The following is a 17,873-nucleotide window of genomic DNA, read 5'->3' as shown; positions in this document are numbered from 1 at the left end:
TCTTGACGCCATTATGCGCGAACCGCTCTAGCTGTTGGCGTTCAGCAGCCGGGCGACGGTGCGGTCGATCTCGTCATACTGGCCCTCGCCGGCGTGCTGGAACACGATCTTGCCGTTCTGGTCGATGATATATTGCGCCGGCCAATACTGGTTGCGGTAGGCGTTCCAGGTCTGCGAGTCGTTGTCCTGCGCCACCGGATAGAGGATGCCGTGGCGCTTCAGCGCCGCCTGCACGTTGGACGCGGAATGCTCGAACGGGAATTCCGGGGTGTGGACGCCGATCACGACGAGGCCGCGATCCCGGTACTTTGAATGAAGTTGCGTGACATGCGGCAGTGTGTTGACGCAATTGACGCAGCCATAGGTCCAGAAGTCCACCAGCACGACCTTGCCACGCAGATCGGCCAGCTTCAGCGGCTGCGAGTTGAACCATCTGTTGATGCCGACGAATTCGGGCGCGGTCTCGGTCTGCCCCGCGGTCATCGCGGTCAGCATCGGCACCGGCCGCGCCGGCACGTCGGCCTCGGTGCAGAGGCCGGGGATCACGGCGCCGCCGAGGCCGAGGGCGGCAACGAGGGCGGATACGGCAAGCAGGCGGACGGGCATCGAACTCTCCTCTCGGTCTACAGGCCGATCTGGCCGTTGGGATAGAATTGCGTCAGCCACGCCACGATCAGCGTGTCGTATTGCAGGTAGGACAGCGCGGCGAAGCCGATGATCACGACGCCGAAGCCCTGCTGCAGCCGCGGCGCGATCCGCGCCAGGCCGCGCACGCGGGTGGTGACCGTCTGGCCGCCATAGGCGATCGCGAGCATCGGGATCGCCGCGCCGACCGCGTAGATGACGAGCTGCAGGCTCGCCCACGCGGTGTCCTTCGAGGTCGCGACGATGGTCAGGATCGAGCCGAGCACCGGGCCCGCGCACGGCGTCCAGACCAGGCCGAGCGTCGAGCCGAGCACGAAGCCGCCGAACAAGCTCGGCGACGGCACGGCGTTGCCGAGATTGCCCGCGGCGGAGCGCGATCATCGCGGGCCGCGCCTTGCGAGTCTGCCCTATCGATGCCCCGAGCAGGATCGGCAGCATCGGCAGGGTGCAGGGGGCGGCGACGGTGGCGACACCGGCAAGCAGGGCAAGAGCAAGGCTGAGCATCGTCATCCGTCCATCAGATCCCGGCGCGCCTGATCAGGCCGTGCCAGGGACGCCTGATGTACTTCGGGAGACGGCTTGCGCCGTTACGCCGATCCGGTCGCTGACACCCTCACGTCTGTGTGAGACGGGCCAGGCTCTGCATCACGCAAATCGGACCGGGGCTGATCGCAAGCATGCGCCAAACAGAGAACGACCCGGCTAGGGGGCATCCCGCCGGGTCGTTGGAGGCTACTTGGGAGGTTGGTTCAAAAAGCGTCGTCGTCGGTAGCAGGTATAAGGGCTAAATTTTTCGGGCCGATGTCGTCGTCTGTTTCAATTGTTTCGTCGTCGGAAATTTTCGGCTTTCTATGCCGCCACGCTGTCCACGCCGGCGCACTTCAGCAGGTCGGCGAGCTGCTTGCGGGCGTAGAACATGCGGGTCTTCACCGTGCTCTGCGGAATGCCGATGATCTGTCCGGCCTCCTCGACCGACTTCTCATGGTAGTAGACCAGGTTGATGATCTCGCGGTGCGCCGGCGACAGCTTGGCGACGCAGGCGCGCAGGATCTGGCTGGTGGTGGCGCGGTCCAGCGAGGTTTCCGGCGTGTCGGCGCTGTCGGCGATCTCCAGCACGTCCTCCTGGTCGATATCCTCATGCTTGCGCTGGCGCAGCGCGGTCAGCGCCTTGAAGCGGGCAATCGACAGCAGCCAGGTCGAAACCTGCGAGCGGCCTTCGAACTGCGTGGCGGTGCGCCAGACGTCCAGGAACACCTGGCTGACAAGGTCCTCGGCCAGCGTGGTATCGCGCACCATCCGCAGCACGAAACGGTAGACCCGGACGTTGTGGCGGGAATAGAGCACATGCATCGCGGTGCGGTCGCCCTTGCCGATACTCTCGAGCAGCATTTCATCCGAGGTCGCGCGGGCAGCGACAATGTGCTTCTTGGCTGCGGCGTTGATGGCGATGACGTTCGGCATGACAGGCTCCCAGTTCGCCGTTAGGCGGCAGTTCGTTGGGAGGATTGTTAGTTACCGCCGGTTTCTGGATGTCTGCGCGAAAAGCGGAAAATGGTTTCGTGAGCGGGAGAATTGTTTCGTCGGCGGCGCCGCGACGAAACATTCGGGGCCAAAAAACCAATTATTTCAATGGGTGGAAAATTCGAACGGCAAGAATCCGCTCCGATTGAACGAATCCCGGAGTGACTTTTGGCACTATTCGGCCGCTTGCAAAGCAGGCGCTGCCTTCTTCGGGGCGATCCAGAACGCGGCCGGCCGCTCGAACAGGAAATTGGCCCGGGCCGCCAGCGCCAGCCGCCAGATCACCAGCGAGCCGGCGACGCCGACCGCGGTCACGATCAGCGAGATCAGGCCGATGTCGGCGATCACGCCGGTCCGCAGCAGGAGCGTCCGGGTCGCGGCCATCGGCAGAAAGAAGGCGAGATAGATCACGATAGAATGCTCGCCGCAGAAGCGCAGGAAGTTGAGCCAGCGCGCCCGCGCCAGCAAGGTGCCGATCACGATGATCGCGCAGGCGCCGGCGAGCCCAAGCGCCAGCGACACCAGCGGCCATTCGCTGACCTCGAGCGTGACCAGGCCGCCATTGACGAGCGCCCAGACGCCCAATCCGAGCAGGGCGAGGGCGGGTCGTGCCCGCGCGCGGTCCGACAGCGCGAAGACGTAGTCGGCCAGGATGTAGCCGGTGAAGAAATAGACGAAGCGCGAGCAGAATTCGTCGATCACCATCCAGCCGGTCGCGACATGCGCCATCTCGAGCGCGGCGGCGAGCAGCCAGATGACGAATGGGTGAACATTACGTGTCAGTTTGGTGACGACGAAGAAGATCGGCAGCAGATAGATGAACCACAGCGTGCCGAACGGCTCGATGAAGGATTGCAGATAAAGCAGCCCGACCTGGCTCCAGCCTGACTCGGCGGCCATCGACGGCGCCTTGAAGCCGAGCTGGATCGTCACCCACAGCACATAGAAATAGGCGAAGTGCACCACCTTGCGGTCGAGATAGGTGCGCCAGTCGCGATCGATCACGACTGAGAGGAAAAGCCCGGAAATCAGGAAGAAATCCGGCATCCGGAACGGTTTCGCGAACATCACGACATAATTCATGAAGCCGATCTCGTGGGCGGCCTTCTCGACCCCGAGCACCGAGTGCATCATCACCACCATCACGATGCAGATGCCCTTGGCATAGTCGACCCAGTCGACGCGTCCGGCCGTTCCGGCGGAACGATCTGTCGCGGTGGTTGTGCCGTTTCTGGTCATCTTCGTCTCGTTTCAGCGTGGCCGGCGCCATCATCGGCCCGATCCGTTGCGTTCTCCTAAATTCATTCAAGCAATGTGCCGGGACCTGCGCTTTCCCTGGGTCGGCAAATGTTCTAAGAGGCGCACGAATCCAGGGGCGGTTAACCATAGGAAGCGGGTTGTTTCATGCGCATTGCCATGATTGGCACGGGTTACGTGGGGCTGGTGTCGGGCGCCTGTTTTGCGGATTTCGGTCACCATGTGACCTGCGTCGACAAGGATGCCGGCAAGATCGCCGCGCTGCATCGCGGTGAGATCCCGATCTTCGAGCCCGGCCTCGATGCGCTCGTCGCGGCCAATGTGAAGGCCAAGCGCCTCGAATTCACCACCGACCTCCCGGCGCCGGTGGCCGAGGCCGACGCGGTCTTCATCGCGGTCGGCACGCCGTCGCGGCGCGGCGACGGCCATGCCGACCTCACCTATGTCTACGGCGCCGCGCGCGAGATCGCCGCCGCGCTGAAAGGCTTCACCGTCGTGGTCACCAAGTCGACCGTGCCGGTCGGCACCGGCGACGAGGTCGAGCGGCTGATCCGCGAGGCCAATCCCGCGGCCGATGTCGTGGTCGCCTCCAATCCGGAGTTCCTGCGCGAGGGCGCCGCGATCCGCGACTTCAAATTCCCCGACCGAATCGTGGTCGGCACCTCGGACGAGCGCGGCCGCAAGCTGCTCGGCGACGTCTACCGGCCGCTGTCGCTGAACCAGGCGCCGGTGATGTACACGGCGCGGCGCACGGCGGAGCTGATCAAGTATGCCGCCAACGCCTTCCTCGCCACCAAGATCACCTTCATCAACGAGATCGCCGATCTGTCGGAAAAGGTCGGCGCCGATGTGCAGGAGGTCGCGCGTGGCATCGGGCTCGACAACCGCATTGGCTCGAAATTCCTGCATGCCGGTCCCGGCTTCGGCGGCTCCTGCTTCCCCAAGGACACCCGCGCGCTGATCCAGATCGCGCAGGACCACGACGTGCAGCTGCGTATCGTCGAGGCGGTGCTCGGCGTCAACGACAACCGCAAGCGCGCGATGGCGCGCAAGGTCGCCAGCCTGTCCGGCGGCAACCTGCGCGGCAAGACCATCGCGGTGCTCGGCCTCACCTTCAAGCCCGACACCGACGACATGCGCGAGGCGCCGTCGATCCCGCTGGTCACCGGGCTGCTCGACATGGGCGCCAAGGTGCGCGCGCACGATCCGGTCGGCATGGAGCAGGCCCGCAAGGAGCTGCCCGACATCGAATATTGCGACGATCCCTATGATTGCGTCAGGGGTGCCGATGCCATGGTCGTCGTCACCGAATGGGTGCAGTACCGCACGCTCGACCTCGAGCGGCTGAAGGCCGAGCTGAAGCAGCCGGTCGTGATCGACCTGCGCAACATCTACCGGCCCGAGGACATGGCCGCGCTCGGCTTTGCCTATGAGAGCGTCGGCCGCCCGTCGCTGCCGCGGACGTGATATCTGTTTCACCTCGCCCCGCTTGCGGGGAGAGGTCGGCGCGGAGCGCCGGGTGAGGGGGGCTCGCCACAAGCGCGCTGTGGAAAGTCCCCTTACCCTGACCCTCTCCCCGCAAGCGGAGCGAGGGGAAGTGTCGCCACACCGGATCAATATTGCCTCGAACTTTTGACTCACCCCTCCCGATCGATGCCGTGCTCGATGACCTCGACCGCACGCTCGAGGGCCACAACGCCGCGGTGCTGGTGGCGCCGCCCGGCGCCGGCAAGACCACGCGCGTGCCGCTGGCGCTGCTCGACGTCCCCTGGGCCAGGGGCAAGAAGATCATCGTGCTGGAGCCGCGCCGCATCGCCGCGCGCGCCAGCGCCGAGCGGATGGCGAAGACGCTTGGTGAACGTGCCGGCGAGACGGTCGGCTATCGCGTCCGCTTCGGCTCCAAGGTGTCGCGCGCGACGCGGATCGAGGTGGTCACCGAGGGCATCTTCTCGCGGCAGATCCTCGACGATCCCGAACTCACCGGCGTCGCCGCTGTTTTGTTCGACGAATTCCACGAGCGCTCGCTCGATGCCGATCTCGGGCTGGCGCTGGCGCGCGACGCGCAAGCCGGGCTGCGCGAGGATCTGCGCATCCTCGTGATGTCGGCGACGCTCGACGGCGCGCGCGTCGCCGAACTGCTCGGCGACGCGCCGGTGATCGAGAGCGAGGGCCGCGCCTTCCCGGTCGAGACCCGCTATGTCGGCCGCAAGATGGATGCGCCGGTGGAGCGGCAGATGGCGGAGACCATCGCGACTGCGCTACGCGCTGATGCCGGCTCGGTGCTCGCCTTCCTGCCCGGCGCGGCCGAGATCAGGCGCACGCAGACGTTCCTCGCCGAACGGGTACAGGACCCGTCGGTCGAGATCGTGCCGCTGTTCGGCGCGCTCGATGCGACCGTGCAGGACCGCGCCATCGCGCCGGCGCCGAAGGGCGTGCGCAAGGTGGTGCTGGCGACGTCGATCGCCGAGACTTCGCTGACCATCGAGGGGGTCCGCATCGTGGTGGATTCGGGCCTCGCCCGAGTGCCGCGCTACGAGCCTGATATTGCACTGACCCGGCTGGAGACGGTGCGGGCCTCGCGTGCGGCGGTCGACCAGCGGCGCGGCCGCGCCGGCCGCATCGAGCCCGGCGTCTGCTACCGGCTCTGGGACGAGCCGCAGACCGCCTCACTTGCGGCCTACACCGCGCCCGAAATCCTGTCCGCCGACCTGTCCTCGCTGGTGCTCGACCTCGCGCAATGGGGTGTCAGCGATCCTGCGGGCCTTGCCTTTCTCGACCCGCCGCCAGCGCCGGCCTGGAAGGAGGCCAAAGCGCTGCTATCAGAGCTCGGTGCGCTCGACGGCGACGGGCGCATCACTGCGGAGGGGAAGAGCCTGCGCGCGCTGGCGCTGCCGCCGCGGCTGGCGCGCATGATCGTGGATTCCGCCCGCTTCGGCGCGGCGGAGGCGGCGGCCGACATCGCGGCTGTTCTCACCGAGCGCGGGCTCGGCGGCGACAGCGTCGACCTCGATGTCAGGCTCGATCAGTTCCGCCGTGACCGGTCGCAACGCGCGTCGAGTGCGCGCAGCATGGCTGAGCGCTGGGCGAGACAGGTCGAGGCGTCAGTGAGCGAAGAGCAGACTCTCTCGACCGGCGTGATGCTGGCCTTCGCGTTCCCGGATCGTGTCGCCAAGAACCGCGGCAATGGCAGTTTCGTGCTGGCCAATGGCCGCGGCGCTGCCGTCGAGCAGACCTCAGGCTTGGCGCGTGCGCCCTACATCGCGGTCGCCGAGCTGACCGGAACGGCGGCGAGCGGCCGCATCCTGCTGGCGGCGCCGATCACGTTGGAGGAGATCGAGCAGCGCTTCGGCGACCAGATCGACAACGTCGAGGAGGTGACGTTCGACCGCGGCGCCATGGCGCTGCGTGCGCGCCGCCGGCGATCGCTGCATGCGATCACGCTGTCGGAGGCGCCGATGCCGCTCACCCCGTCGGCCGAGACCGCGCGCATCTTCGCCGATGGTCTGATCGCGGCCGGGCTCGACCGGCTGCCCTGGTCGAAACACGCCAAACAATGGCGCGACCGCGTCATGTTCCTGCGCAAGGCCGAGGGCGACAGCTGGCCCGATCTGTCGGATGCCGCGCTTGCCGCGCGCGCCGACGACTGGCTGGTGCCGGCGCTCTACGACAAGGCGGCGCTGAAGGATCTCTCCGCCGGCGATCTGTCGGATGCGCTGACGGCGCTGTTGCCGTGGGAGCTGCGGGCGCGGCTCGACCGCGAGGCACCGACGCATTTCGAGGCGCCGACCGGCACCCAGCTTGCGATCGATTACGAGGCCGAGCAGGGTCCGACCATCGCGGTGCGGCTGCAAGAGCTGTTCGGGCTCAACACCCATCCCTCGATCGCCAAGGGCGCGGTGCCGCTGGTGCTGGAATTGCTGTCGCCGGCGCAGCGCCCGGTGCAGGTCACGCGCGACCTGCCGGGATTCTGGCGCGGCAGCTATGCCGCCGTCCGCTCCGACCTGCGCGGCCGCTACCCGCGCCACCCCTGGCCGGAGGATCCCGCAAGCGCATTGCCGACCAGGCGGGTGAAGCCGCGCGGCACCTGAGCGCTTTGGGCTAGATCGGTTTCTTCACGCGAACCGAGTGTTCGCATTAACTCTTCGCTCATCCTTTTCGCCAAAATGGCAGGTTCGCACTGCCGCCCTTGCTCGCGGCGGGGTGCGCGGCGTGGTGAAATTGCGTGTTCGGTTGTCCGAGTATGGTGTCATGCGTAACCTGATGATTTTCGCGGCCATCCTGATCGGGCTGGGCACGTTCATGGCCCAGATGGCCAGCAGGATGACGCCCGCCGCTGCGACCACGACGCCGCTGATCGCAGCGTCCGCCGTCACGGTGGCGCAGGCCGGCGCCCGCACGCTGAGCATTCCCCGCGACTCCCGCGGTCATTTCGCGACCGACGGCCGCATCGACGGCCAGCGCGTCAACTTCATGATCGACACCGGCGCATCGGTGGTCGCGCTGAACGAGAGCTCGGCCGCGCGGTTCGGCGTGCGCCCGACGCCGAACGCCTACACCGCGCGCGTAACCACCGCCAACGGCACCATCAAGGCCGCGCCCACGCGCATCGCCATGATCACGCTCGGCGACCTCACCGTGCGCGACGTCGAGGCGCTGGTGCTGCCCGACGAGGCGCTTTCGGAAAACCTGCTCGGCCTGTCCTTCCTGTCGAAGCTGAAGCGCTTCGAATACGCCAACGGCAAGCTGGTGCTGGAGCAGTAAGGCCGATTGGCACCAAGCCTTAAACCAGCAAACCGCCAGGCTGATTTTTACCCGTCATCTTACAGCAACGCTCGATCTCTCCGCTCTCTCCAGCCCCGATGAAGTCGGCATTCGGCCCCACAACCTTGTGAGTCGAAAGCGAGTGAGTTGCCGACGTGTCAACTGACTTGGTCGAGCATGGCTTGGTCGAGCACTATTCGACGCGCAGATTGCAGAGCGGGAGCGGCTGAAATAACAACCGCACCTGTCCATGCCTGGCCACCCCTGCAGAAGCCATGCTGGATCGGAGCGATTAGCGGTCAGGCAGGTCCTAGGACGCAACAACGCGGCGTATTGCGCCAACCTGCAAGGACGGGTGGATGATGGCAGTATTTTGCCGACGCCAAATCTGCCGCAATTATTAGCCACAAGCCGTCAATCCCGCCTTTCGCTGCGGCGATGCATTCGCTAAAGCCAGCGGCATTGTTTCTCCGCACTCCCACGAGGCCATTCCTGATGTTTCCCAAGCCGAAATCCGCGCTGGTTCCGAATACCTATGCGTTCGAATCCGAGCCGATGGTGAAACCGACCGGGTTTCGCGAATACGATGCACGGTGGCTGTTCAACAAGGAAATCAACCTGATGGGCGTGCAGGCGCTGGGCATGGGGCTCGGCGCGCTGATCGCGGAGCTCGGCGTCCGCCAGGAGATCGTCACCGGCCATGATTTCCGCGGCTATTCCGCCTCGATCAAATATGCGCTGATCTCGGGCCTGATGGCGGCGGGCTGCAAGGTGCATGATATCGGCCTTGCCGTCACCCCGATGTCATACTTCGCGCAGTTCGATCTCGATGTGCCCTGCGTCGCCATGGTCACCGCCTCGCATAACGACAATGGCTGGACCGGCGTCAAGATGGGCGCCAACCGTCCGCTCACCTTCGGCCCCGACGAGATGACGCGGTTGAAGCAGATCGTGCTCAACGCCGAGTTCAACAACAAGGCCGGCGGCTCCTACCAATTCCATGAAAACTATCCGGCGCGCTACATCGCCGACCTCACCAACCGGCCGAAGCTGAAGCGCAAGCTCAAGGTCGTCGCCGCCTGCGGCAACGGCACCGCGGGTGCCTTCGCGCCGCGGGTGCTGGAGGCGATCGGCTGCGAGGTGATTCCGCTCGACACCGAGCTCGATCACACCTTCCCGAAATACAATCCAAATCCGGAAGACATGGAGATGCTGCACGCGATCCGCGATGCGGTGCTGGCGCACAAGGCCGATGTCGGTCTCGGCTTCGACGGCGATGGCGACCGCTGCGGCGTGGTCGACAACACCGGCGAGGAGATTTTTGCCGACAAGGTCGGCGTGATGCTGGCGCGCGACATGTCGGCGATCCACATGGACGCGCAGTTCGTCGTCGACGTGAAGTCGACCGGGCTGTTCGTCACCGACCCGGTGCTGCAAAAGCAGGGCGCCAAGACCGTCTACTGGAAGACCGGCCATTCCTACATGAAGCGCCGCACCAACGAATTGGGCGCGCTCGCCGGCTTCGAGAAATCCGGCCATTTCTTCTTCAACAAGCCGTTCGGCCGCGGCTATGACGACGGCCTGGTGTCGGCGATCGCGATCTGCGAGATGCTCGATCGCGCGCCCGGCAAGTCGATGGCCGATCTGAAGGACGCGATTCCGAAGACCTGGTCGTCACCGACCATGTCGCCGCATTGCGCAGACGAAGCGAAGTACGGCGTCGTCGACGCCGTGGTAAAGCACTTCGAGACGTTGCAGCAGAAGGGCGGGAAGGTCGCGGGCCAGGCGATCCGTGATCTCGTCACCGTCAACGGCGTCCGCGTCACCGCCGAGGACGGCAGCTGGGGGCTGGTGCGGGCGTCATCGAACAAGCCGGAGCTGGTGGTCGTGGTCGAAAGCCCGGTCAGCGAACGGCGCATGCACGACATGTTCGAGGCGATGGATTCGGTGCTGCGCACCCATCCCGAAGTCGGCGAGTACAATCAGAAGATCTGAGCGGAGCCGTATCTTCTCCGATTGTCATTGCCGGGCTTGACCCGGCAATCCATCGCCGAAAGATCCTTGCGCAGGTCTATGGACACGCCGGTCAGGCCCGCGGGTGACGATCTGCATTGACGGCATCACGCCGCCTGCAGCGAGTCCAGGAAGCGGTCGAGCTCGGATTTCAGCCGGTCCGATTGGGACGACAGGCCGTTCGCGGCATCGAGCAGTTGCGCGCTGGACTTGCCGGCCTGCTCGGACGCCTGATTGACGCTGAGGATGCCTCTGCTGACATCCCTGGTGCGGTCAGCGGCCTGCTGCAGGTTGCCGGAGATCTCGCGGGTCGCGGCGCCCTGCTGGCCGACCGCGGCGGCGATCTCGCCGGCGATCTGGTCGATCTCGGCGATCGTGCCGCCGATCGCGGCGATGGCGCCGACGGCCTCGCCGGTTGCGCTTTGGATGTCCTGGATCTGCGCCGAAATTTCCTCGGTCGCCTTGGCGGTCTGATTGGCGAGCGCCTTGACCTCGCTCGCGACCACGGCAAATCCCCTGCCATGTTCGCCGGCGCGGGCCGCCTCGATGGTCGCGTTCAGCGCCAGCAGGTTGGTCTGGCTGGCGATGCTCGAGATCAGCGTCACCACTTCGCCGATCTTCTGCGTGCCGGCGGCGAGCCCCTCGACCACGGTGTTGGTGCGGCGCGCTTCCTCGGCGGCCTTGGCGGCAATCTGGGTCGAGCGCGTCACTTGCTCGGCGATGCTGTTGACGGAGGCGGTGAGCTCTTCGGTCGCCGACGCGACGGTTTCCACATTGCTCGATGCCAGCCTCGATGCGGAGGCGACCGCTGCGGCCTGGCGCATGGTTTCCGCGTTGCCGTCGTCCATCGACGCCGACAGCGACTGCATCGCGCCTGCTGCCGCCGCGACCGCCGCGACGACGTCACTGATCTTGCGCTCGAAGCCGGCGGCAAGCTCGCGCCGCGCCGCGTCGCGGCTCTGCTTGGCCTGCTCGGCCTCGAGGCGGTCGGCATTGGCGCGCGCTTCGGCGGCGCCGGCCGCCTCGGCCTCCGCGGTCTTGCGGGCCGCCGTCTCGAACAGGCCGGCCAGCGTGTGGGCGAGCCAGATCAGGATGCCGGCCTCGATCAGCAGGATGACGGCGTGCAGCACGACACGGCCGAGATCGGCGCCGCCGGGATAGATCGCGGCCGGCAGCAGGAAGTTCAGCGTCAAATGATGCAGCGCGACCGCCGCGGTGCCGGCGACGACCGGCCGCCAGTCGCAATAGGCGACGAGGCAGGCGAGCGCCGCGAAGAAATACATGTGCATGTCGACCTGCCAGGCGTGGCCGGCAAACTGGTAGACCAGCATCGAGACGCCGGCCATCAGGGCGACGGCGACGATCATGCGGGTCGCAGCGCCATTGCCCGACGCGCGCCACGACAAAGTCGTGGCCAGCGCCATCGCCACCATGAAGGCAGCGGGCATCAGCCATTCGGTGTGCAGCACGAGGCCGATGCCGATTGCGATCGGCACGTGCAGCCAGAGCACCGCGAGCAGGATCTTGCCGGCCGTGCCGCGCAGCGCGGCCATTTCATTGCCTTCGAACATCCCCAGCCCCCAGGTCGTCATTGGCCTTGAAGCAGGCGGCGATCGCCTGCGGATCAAGGGTCAGCCAGGCACCGGCCGCGTACAGCCGGCGCAGCCCGTCGTCGCGATCGGGCCGCACCACCAGCACGGTCGGAACGGCAGTCATCCGGACGATCGACGCATTGGCGGATGCTGTGGCCTGAAACGCCCGTTCAGCCTTCCACCACGGCGGAAAAGCGATAGCGACCAACTCGGCACCCGCACGCGCCTGGAGCGACATCGCCGCCAGCACGATCCAGCTCGTGATCAGCAGCGCAGCCGCGCCCAGCCATGCAGGCCATCGCGTCGTCGGGATGATGCCCCCCGGCTCCATGGGCATAGACTATGCTGGCGGCGCTAACTTCAGGTAAATGCCTGCACCGGCAAACTACTTGGGGTGTTCGCGCAAGGGTGTGGCGGTGAGTTACGCCGCCGGCACCGGCAGTGCGGTCACGGACTTGATCTTCTCCATCGCGAAGCGCGAGGTGACGTTCTTCAGCGGCACCGCTGAGATCAGCTTCTTGTAGAAGACGTCATAGGCCTGCATGTCGGCGACAACGACGCGCAGCATGTAGTCGACGTCGCCGGCCATCCGGTAGAACTCCATCACCTCCGGCATGGCGCTGACGGCGTCGGCGAATTTGCGCAACCAGGCTTCCGAATGGTCGGCGCTCTCGACCGAGACGAACACCGAGATCCCGAGCCCGATCTTGTTCTGGTCGACCAGCGCCACCCGGCGCAGGATCACCCCGTCGGCCTCCAGCCGCTGGATGCGCTTCCAGCACGGCGTCGACGACAGCCCGACCCGGTCGCCGATCTCGGCGACGGAGAGCGAGGCGTCCTCCTGCAGCACGGTCAGGATCTTGCGGTCGATGGCGTCAAGCCGGCGGTTCTCTGGAATCTGAATGGCAGCGTCGGACATAGAAGAAAGTTCCACATGAAGGTTCGATATCCCTCATATAGAGAAAAATCTTCTCGAGCAAGCGGTTCCTGTCCGCCTAAACCGTCGAGGCTTCCTGGTGTTCGGCCAAAAACGCTTCAACTTCAGCACGTTGCGGTGCGGCATAAGCGCCCCCGTAGCGGGTGCATTTCAGCGCTGCGGCGGCCGAGGCGAAGCGCAGCGCCTGCCGCAGCTCCTGCCCCTCGGTGACGGCCAGCGCGAACGCCCCGTGGAAGACGTCGCCGGCCCCGAGCGTGTCGACGGTATGCACTGGGAACGCCGGGGTCTCCTCCAGCGCGCCCCTCTCATTGAGCCAGATGGTGCCCCTTGGGCCGCGGGTCCCGGCCAGGAAGGAGGGGGTCAGCTCGGCGAGCTTCCGCAGCGCCTGGCCGTCGTCGGTGACGTCGGCGGTCTCCTGCAGCGGCTCGCTGGAAAACACCAGGTGGGAGGAGGCGGTAAGCAACCCCTCGCGCATCGACATCGCGCGGTCGACGTCGACTACCACGGGGATGCCGCGCCTGACAGCCTCGGCGCACAGCTCGGTGCAGAAAGAGGCGCAGCGGCTCTCGGTCAGGATCGCCGCGCAATCCTCCAGCAGCACGTCGGTCGGCGGCAGCTTCACCTTCCAGAGTTCGGGATCGCGGAAGGTGACGATGGTGCGCTCGCCGGTGTCGTCGATCATGATCGCCGAGATCGGCGTCACCAGGTTCGGCATGTGGATGAGATGGTTGGTCTCGATGCCTTCTTCGGCCATTTTCTCGAAGATGTAGCGGCTCGAGGTTTCCCTGGCATCGCCCATCGGTCCGCAGATCGAGGCGCGGCCGCCGAGCCGGGCGATCCCGATCGCCGCATTCAGGGCGTTGCCGCCGCAGATCTCGTCGAAATGCGTCGCATTTTCCTTAGAGCCGCGCGCCGGCACGCTGACGCGGAAGGTCAGGTCGCGCACCGGAAGGCCGATGCAGAGGATGCGGGGCGGGACTTTTGAGGCGCCGTTTTGAGGATTCATGCGGGGGTCCGTCGCGAGGGTTCCGTCAACTGCCAGAACCGGTGTCCGATCTAATCGGCAGAACGATGTCCGGTTCCCACTATTTGCCGGAGCCGGCTCCGTCGTGCACCCAGCGGCCGAGCAGATGATGGGCAATGGCGAACGGATGCGGGCCGGCGAGGCCGTCGGGGTGCTCGCGCTTCAGCATCAGCGTCGCCTCGGCCCGGTCGAACCAGCGGGCGTCCTCCAGCTCGGCACGGTCGACCACGATCTCCTCGTTGGTCGCGCGCGCGGTGCAGCCGATCATCAGCGATGACGGATAGGGCCAGGGCTGCGTCATGTAGTAATTGACGTCGGTGCAGCGGATGCCGGATTCCTCGAAGATCTCGCGGCGCACCGCATCCTCGATGGTCTCGGCCGCCTCGACGAAGCCGGCGAGGCAGGAATACATGCCGGGCATGAACTGCTTCTGGCGGCCGAGCAGCACGCGGTCGCCATGGGTCACCAGCATGATCACGACCGGGTCGGTGCGCGGGAAATGCTCGGCCTTGCAGCTCGGGCATTCGCGCTTCCAGCCGCCGTCCTTCATCGCGGTGCGCACGCCGCAATTGGCGCAGAAGCCGTGGCGCTGGTGCCAGCTCACCAGCGATTTCGCCATCGCGATGGCCGAGAGCTGCTCGACCGGCACCACGCCCTGCATCGCCATGCCGCGCAATTCGGTGACCGCGACGTCGCTGCGCCCGACCAGCTTCTCGGCGGCCTGCGGCGCGATGCCCATGCCGAACACCGGCGCGCCGTCGCGCAGGCCGAGGAAGATCGTGCCGGGATTGGCGCCGAAGCCGCGCGCCTCGTCGAGCGACAGCAGCGCGCGGGCGCCGCCATCCTCCCGCTTCACCACCAGCGAGTCGCGGTAGATCACATAGGCTCTGGCCTCGCGGTGGCCCTCCAGCGCGAACAGCTTTTCGTCATTGGTGCGCAGATGCGCCGCGCGGTCGAGCACATTGGTGACGAAGGCCGGTTGCCCGAGCGGAAACGAATTGGATGCGGACATTGAATATCAACCCAACCAGATCTTGCGGCGAAGCGCGTTGATGAAATTCTGCACTTCCTCGGCGTCATGCGCCAGCGGCGGCATCACGCCCCAGACGGGACGCGGCCATGCAGCATCGGTCGTGCGGCGGGCAATGACGTGGACGTGGAGCTGCGGCACCATGTTGCCGAGCGCCGCGACGTTCAGCTTGTCGCATTTGGTGATCTCTTTCAGGGCCCGCGAGACCCGGGTGATCTCGGTCATCAGCTGGGCCTGCGCGACCTCGTCGAGATCGATGATCTCGACCGCGCCCTCGCGCCTCGGCACCAGCAGCAGCCAGGGGTAATGCGCGTCCTTGATGACCAGCACCTTGCACAGCGGCAGGTCGCCAATATCGATGGTGTCTTTCTCGAGCTGCGCGTGCAGCGTCCATGTGGCGGGCATGAGGGGCAAGTAATGCCTTTCCGTGTTCCCTTACAAGTCCCACAAACCGGACCGCCAAGCTGCGTCAGGCCGCTTGCTTTCCGGCGCTTTTGGCCCCAAATAGGGACCGGGAGATTGGCGGTGGACGAGCCACTCGCCAACCGGGTCAGGTCCGGAAGGAAGCAGCCCTAACGAGGTCCGGATCGGGTCGCTCGTCAGTCTCCTACCTGTTTTTCCGAGCGAATCGCGCTGGAACGGCGGTCTCCGCGCCCGGCCGCTCGATTTTGGCTCCTATCCGCACGCCGGCTGCCCTGGAGCGTTTTTGAGCGAAGTGGTTACCGGTTCGCGTAAAGAAAACGCGTCAAAACAAGAATCCAGAGCTCCGCTCCGATTCCATCGGAGCGGAAAACGCTCTGGAGAGATCAAGTTGCGGATCGACGCATGAACGACGCTGGCGACCCTCCCCACTCGTCCGACGGTGCAGGCCAAGGCAGCTTTGACCAAGGCGGTTTCGATTTGGGCGCGGCGGATGCCGCCAGGCCCTACCGCGTCCTCGCCCGCAAATACCGCCCCTCCAGCTTCGAGGACCTGATCGGCCAGGAGGCCATGGTGCGCACCGTCTCGAACGCGTTCGAGACCGGGCGGATTCCGCAGGCCTGGATCCTGACCGGGGTGCGCGGGGTCGGCAAGACCACGACCGCCCGCATTCTTGCCCGCGCGCTGAACTACGAGAAGCCGGACGGTTCGGTGCAGGGGCCGACCATCCACATGCCCGACCTCGGCGTGCACTGCCAGGCGATCATGGAAAGCCGGCACATGGACGTGCTGGAGATGGACGCCGCCTCCCACACCGGCGTCGACGATGTCCGCCAGATCAACGACAGCGTGCGCTACGCGCCGGCCAGCGCGCGCTACAAGGTCTACATCATCGACGAAGTCCACATGCTGTCGACGGCGGCGTTCAACGCCTTCCTGAAGACGCTGGAGGAGCCGCCGGAGCACGCAAAATTCGTGTTCGCCACCACCGAGATCCGCAAGGTGCCGATCACGGTGCTGTCGCGCTGCCAGCGCTTCGACCTGCGCCGCGTCGAGGCCGACGTGCTGATGAAGCACCTCGGCAATATCGCGGCCAAGGAAGGCGTCGGGGTCGAGCCGGAGGCGCTCGGCATCATCGCGCGTGCCGCCGAAGGCTCGGTGCGCGACTCGCTGTCGCTGTTCGACCAGGCGATCGCGCATGCCGCCGGCCAGGTGAAGGCCGATGCGGTCAGGCAGATGCTCGGCCTCGCCGACCGCACCCGCGTCATCGACCTCTTCGATTCGCTGGCGCGTGGCGACATCGCCAGCGCCTTCGCCGAGTTCCGCGCGCAATACGACGTCGGCGCCGATCCGGTCGTGGTGCTGTCCGATCTCGCCGAGTTCGTCAATTTCGTCACCCGCGTGAAGTTCGTCCCCGCGACCGCAGACAATGTCGCGTTCGGCGAGACCGAGCGCGTCCGCGCGCGCGAGTATGCGGCCAAGCTGTCGACGCGCGTGCTGTCGCGGATGTGGCAGATGCTGCTCAAGGGCATCGCCGAGGTGCAGACCGCGACGCGGCCCGCGGCGGCGGCGGAAATGGTGCTGGTGCGGATCGCCTATGTCGCCGACCTGCCGACGCCGGACGAAGTCATCCGGATGATCGAGCAGAATGGCGGCGGCTCGGCGCCCGCGATATCATCAGGGGCTTCAGCGGCGTCACGCGGCGCGCCGACATCGGCGATGTCTGCGGCATCCTCCGCGCCGGTCCGCGCGCCGCAGGGCGCGCCGCGCGCCGATCTCGCGGCGCGGCCGCAGATGGCCGCGCCTGCAGCCGGTGCGACACCCGCGCTGCGGATATCGAGCTTTCCGCAACTGATCGCGCTCGCCGGCGAGAAGCGCGACATCATGACGAAGGCCGCGCTGGAAGCCGATGTGCGGCTGGTGCGCATCGAGGACGGCCAGCTCGAGATCGCGCTGGAGCCGAAAGCCCAGCGCGCGCTGGTCACCGATCTGTCGCGCAAGCTCGAACTATGGACCGGGCGGCGCTGGACCGTGATCATCTCCAACGAGGCCGGCCAGCCGACGGTGCGCTCGCAGAACGAACAGGCGCGCAGCGAGCATCAGCGCGCCGCCGAGGCCGATCCGCGGGTGCAGGAGGTGCTGGCGCGATTTCCCGGCACCAAGGTGATCGAGGTTCGCCGCCTGGCCGCCGAGGTCCCGGTCGCGGATGCCGCCGGCGAAGACGCGATTGAAACTTCCGACAGCGACGACGATTGATCTGGTCACAGGGATTGAGCCATGGCTGATTTTCTCGGCATGATGAAGCAGGCAGCGCAGCTGCAATCGAAGATGCAGGCGATGCAGGACGAACTCGGCAATGTCGAGGTCGAGGGCATTTCCGGCGGCGGCCTGGTCGCGGTCCGCATGACCGCGAAGATGGAGGTGAAGGGCGTCAAGATCGATCCCTCGCTGATGAAGGAAGAAGAGCGCGAGGTGCTCGAGGACCTGCTCGTCACCGCGCTGGGCGATGCGCGCCGCAAGGCCGAGACCGCGATGCAGGAAAAGATGATGGCGCTCACCGGCGGCCTCGGCCTGCCGCCGGGATTCGGTCCGACATAGGTGCGGTGAGATCAAGATGAATCATCGCTTGGCTCTTTGTTTGAGCATGATCTTCTCGGAAAACCGCTTCGCACT

At 66.1% G+C, this 17,873-nt stretch carries 15 protein-coding genes, 1 other RNA gene and 1 pseudogene; 7 read left to right on the top strand and 10 right to left on the bottom strand.

Annotation, left to right across the window (positions count from 1 at the left end; all coding sequences use genetic code 11):
- Nucleotides 1-27 precede the first annotated feature (27 nt).
- The 4 genes and pseudogenes from J6500_RS28235 to J6500_RS28220 all read right to left on the bottom strand — a co-directional run bounded on the left by J6500_RS28235 (nucleotide 28) and on the right by J6500_RS28220 (nucleotide 3,405).
- On the bottom strand, nucleotides 28-606 hold the full coding sequence (locus J6500_RS28235) for a thioredoxin family protein (RefSeq protein WP_225715975.1): 579 nt from the start codon (nucleotides 604-606) through the stop codon (nucleotides 28-30).
- A 17-nt stretch (nucleotides 607-623) separates the two neighbouring features.
- Nucleotides 624-1,149: pseudogene (locus tag J6500_RS28230) on the bottom strand (cytochrome c biogenesis CcdA family protein).
- Between the two features lie 345 nt (nucleotides 1,150-1,494).
- Nucleotides 1,495-2,106, bottom strand: a complete 612-nt coding sequence (locus tag J6500_RS28225) for a sigma-70 family RNA polymerase sigma factor (RefSeq protein WP_225715973.1) — start codon at nucleotides 2,104-2,106, stop codon at nucleotides 1,495-1,497.
- Between the two features lie 234 nt (nucleotides 2,107-2,340).
- The gene (locus J6500_RS28220) at nucleotides 2,341-3,405 is read right to left on the bottom strand and encodes an acyltransferase family protein (RefSeq protein WP_225715972.1); all 1,065 of its coding nucleotides are present in this window, start codon (nucleotides 3,403-3,405) and stop codon (nucleotides 2,341-2,343) included.
- A 165-nt stretch (nucleotides 3,406-3,570) separates the two neighbouring features.
- Here J6500_RS28220 and J6500_RS28215 point away from each other — a divergent pair, with 165 nt between their 5' ends.
- From J6500_RS28215 to J6500_RS28200, 4 genes are all read left to right on the top strand, one after another.
- A complete protein-coding gene (locus tag J6500_RS28215; protein WP_225715971.1) occupies nucleotides 3,571-4,890 on the top strand; it encodes a UDP-glucose dehydrogenase family protein in 1,320 nt (439 codons plus the stop codon).
- 152 nt (nucleotides 4,891-5,042) lie between these two features.
- Complete coding sequence (gene hrpB / locus J6500_RS28210) at nucleotides 5,043-7,511, top strand: ATP-dependent helicase HrpB (protein ID WP_225715970.1); 2,469 nt, start codon at nucleotides 5,043-5,045, stop codon at nucleotides 7,509-7,511.
- A 160-nt stretch (nucleotides 7,512-7,671) separates the two neighbouring features.
- Nucleotides 7,672-8,184, top strand: coding sequence for a TIGR02281 family clan AA aspartic protease (locus J6500_RS28205; RefSeq protein ID WP_225715969.1), 513 nt, complete (start codon nucleotides 7,672-7,674; stop codon nucleotides 8,182-8,184).
- A 495-nt stretch (nucleotides 8,185-8,679) separates the two neighbouring features.
- A complete protein-coding gene (locus J6500_RS28200) occupies nucleotides 8,680-10,179 on the top strand; it encodes a phosphomannomutase/phosphoglucomutase (RefSeq protein WP_225715968.1) in 1,500 nt (499 codons plus the stop codon).
- A 125-nt stretch (nucleotides 10,180-10,304) separates the two neighbouring features.
- Here J6500_RS28200 and J6500_RS28195 read toward each other — a convergent pair whose 3' ends face one another.
- The 6 genes from J6500_RS28195 to J6500_RS28170 all read right to left on the bottom strand — a co-directional run bounded on the left by J6500_RS28195 (nucleotide 10,305) and on the right by J6500_RS28170 (nucleotide 15,185).
- Nucleotides 10,305-11,768, bottom strand: a complete 1,464-nt coding sequence (locus J6500_RS28195; protein ID WP_225715967.1) for a methyl-accepting chemotaxis protein — start codon at nucleotides 11,766-11,768, stop codon at nucleotides 10,305-10,307.
- A complete protein-coding gene (locus J6500_RS28190) occupies nucleotides 11,752-12,126 on the bottom strand; it encodes a hypothetical protein (protein WP_312018245.1) in 375 nt (124 codons plus the stop codon). Before J6500_RS28190 ends, J6500_RS28195 begins: the two co-directional genes overlap by 17 nt.
- A gap of 84 nt (nucleotides 12,127-12,210) precedes the next feature.
- Nucleotides 12,211-12,708, bottom strand: coding sequence for an Lrp/AsnC family transcriptional regulator (locus tag J6500_RS28185; RefSeq protein ID WP_225715966.1), 498 nt, complete (start codon nucleotides 12,706-12,708; stop codon nucleotides 12,211-12,213).
- 76 nt (nucleotides 12,709-12,784) lie between these two features.
- Nucleotides 12,785-13,732, bottom strand: a complete 948-nt coding sequence (locus J6500_RS28180; protein WP_225715965.1) for a sugar kinase — start codon at nucleotides 13,730-13,732, stop codon at nucleotides 12,785-12,787.
- Between the two features lie 79 nt (nucleotides 13,733-13,811).
- The gene (gene nudC, locus J6500_RS28175) at nucleotides 13,812-14,762 is read right to left on the bottom strand and encodes an NAD(+) diphosphatase (RefSeq protein WP_225715964.1); all 951 of its coding nucleotides are present in this window, start codon (nucleotides 14,760-14,762) and stop codon (nucleotides 13,812-13,814) included.
- Nucleotides 14,763-14,768: 6 nt separating this feature from the next.
- Nucleotides 14,769-15,185, bottom strand: coding sequence for an HIT domain-containing protein (locus J6500_RS28170; RefSeq protein WP_225715963.1), 417 nt, complete (start codon nucleotides 15,183-15,185; stop codon nucleotides 14,769-14,771).
- Nucleotides 15,186-15,294: 109 nt separating this feature from the next.
- Between J6500_RS28170 and ffs the strand changes: the two genes are divergently transcribed.
- The 3 genes from ffs to J6500_RS28155 all read left to right on the top strand — a co-directional run bounded on the left by ffs (nucleotide 15,295) and on the right by J6500_RS28155 (nucleotide 17,798).
- Nucleotides 15,295-15,391, top strand: an RNA gene (gene ffs / locus J6500_RS28165) — signal recognition particle sRNA small type.
- 214 nt (nucleotides 15,392-15,605) lie between these two features.
- On the top strand, nucleotides 15,606-17,456 hold the full coding sequence (locus J6500_RS28160) for a DNA polymerase III subunit gamma/tau (RefSeq protein ID WP_225715962.1): 1,851 nt from the start codon (nucleotides 15,606-15,608) through the stop codon (nucleotides 17,454-17,456).
- A 21-nt stretch (nucleotides 17,457-17,477) separates the two neighbouring features.
- Nucleotides 17,478-17,798, top strand: coding sequence for a YbaB/EbfC family nucleoid-associated protein (locus tag J6500_RS28155; protein WP_225715961.1), 321 nt, complete (start codon nucleotides 17,478-17,480; stop codon nucleotides 17,796-17,798).
- Nucleotides 17,799-17,873: the final 75 nt, after the last annotated feature.

The sequence above is a fragment of the Bradyrhizobium semiaridum genome, assembly GCF_020329505.1.
Classification (GTDB): Bacteria; Pseudomonadota; Alphaproteobacteria; order Rhizobiales; family Xanthobacteraceae; genus Bradyrhizobium; species Bradyrhizobium semiaridum.
The sequence above is the reverse complement of the archived record's forward strand: the minus strand, read 5'-3'. Positions and strand labels throughout refer to the sequence as shown.

Excerpts from the sequence above, each read along its gene's own strand:
- J6500_RS28235 (WP_225715975.1), bottom strand. The coding sequence starts at position 606 with ATGCCCGTCCGCCTGCTTGCCGTATCCGCCCTCGTTGCCGCCCTCGGC.
- J6500_RS28225 (WP_225715973.1), bottom strand. The coding sequence starts at position 2,106 with ATGCCGAACGTCATCGCCATCAACGCCGCAGCCAAGAAGCACATTGTC.
- J6500_RS28220 (WP_225715972.1), bottom strand. The coding sequence starts at position 3,405 with ATGACCAGAAACGGCACAACCACCGCGACAGATCGTTCCGCCGGAACG.
- J6500_RS28215 (WP_225715971.1), top strand. The coding sequence starts at position 3,571 with ATGCGCATTGCCATGATTGGCACGGGTTACGTGGGGCTGGTGTCGGGC.
- J6500_RS28205 (WP_225715969.1), top strand. The coding sequence starts at position 7,672 with ATGCGTAACCTGATGATTTTCGCGGCCATCCTGATCGGGCTGGGCACG.
- J6500_RS28200 (WP_225715968.1), top strand. The coding sequence starts at position 8,680 with ATGTTTCCCAAGCCGAAATCCGCGCTGGTTCCGAATACCTATGCGTTC.
- J6500_RS28195 (WP_225715967.1), bottom strand. The coding sequence starts at position 11,768 with ATGTTCGAAGGCAATGAAATGGCCGCGCTGCGCGGCACGGCCGGCAAG.
- J6500_RS28190 (WP_312018245.1), bottom strand. The coding sequence starts at position 12,126 with ATGCCCATGGAGCCGGGGGGCATCATCCCGACGACGCGATGGCCTGCA.
- J6500_RS28185 (WP_225715966.1), bottom strand. The coding sequence starts at position 12,708 with ATGTCCGACGCTGCCATTCAGATTCCAGAGAACCGCCGGCTTGACGCC.
- J6500_RS28180 (WP_225715965.1), bottom strand. The coding sequence starts at position 13,732 with ATGAATCCTCAAAACGGCGCCTCAAAAGTCCCGCCCCGCATCCTCTGC.
- nudC (WP_225715964.1), bottom strand. The coding sequence starts at position 14,762 with ATGTCCGCATCCAATTCGTTTCCGCTCGGGCAACCGGCCTTCGTCACC.
- J6500_RS28170 (WP_225715963.1), bottom strand. The coding sequence starts at position 15,185 with ATGCCCGCCACATGGACGCTGCACGCGCAGCTCGAGAAAGACACCATC.
- J6500_RS28160 (WP_225715962.1), top strand. The coding sequence starts at position 15,606 with ATGAACGACGCTGGCGACCCTCCCCACTCGTCCGACGGTGCAGGCCAA.
- J6500_RS28155 (WP_225715961.1), top strand. The coding sequence starts at position 17,478 with ATGGCTGATTTTCTCGGCATGATGAAGCAGGCAGCGCAGCTGCAATCG.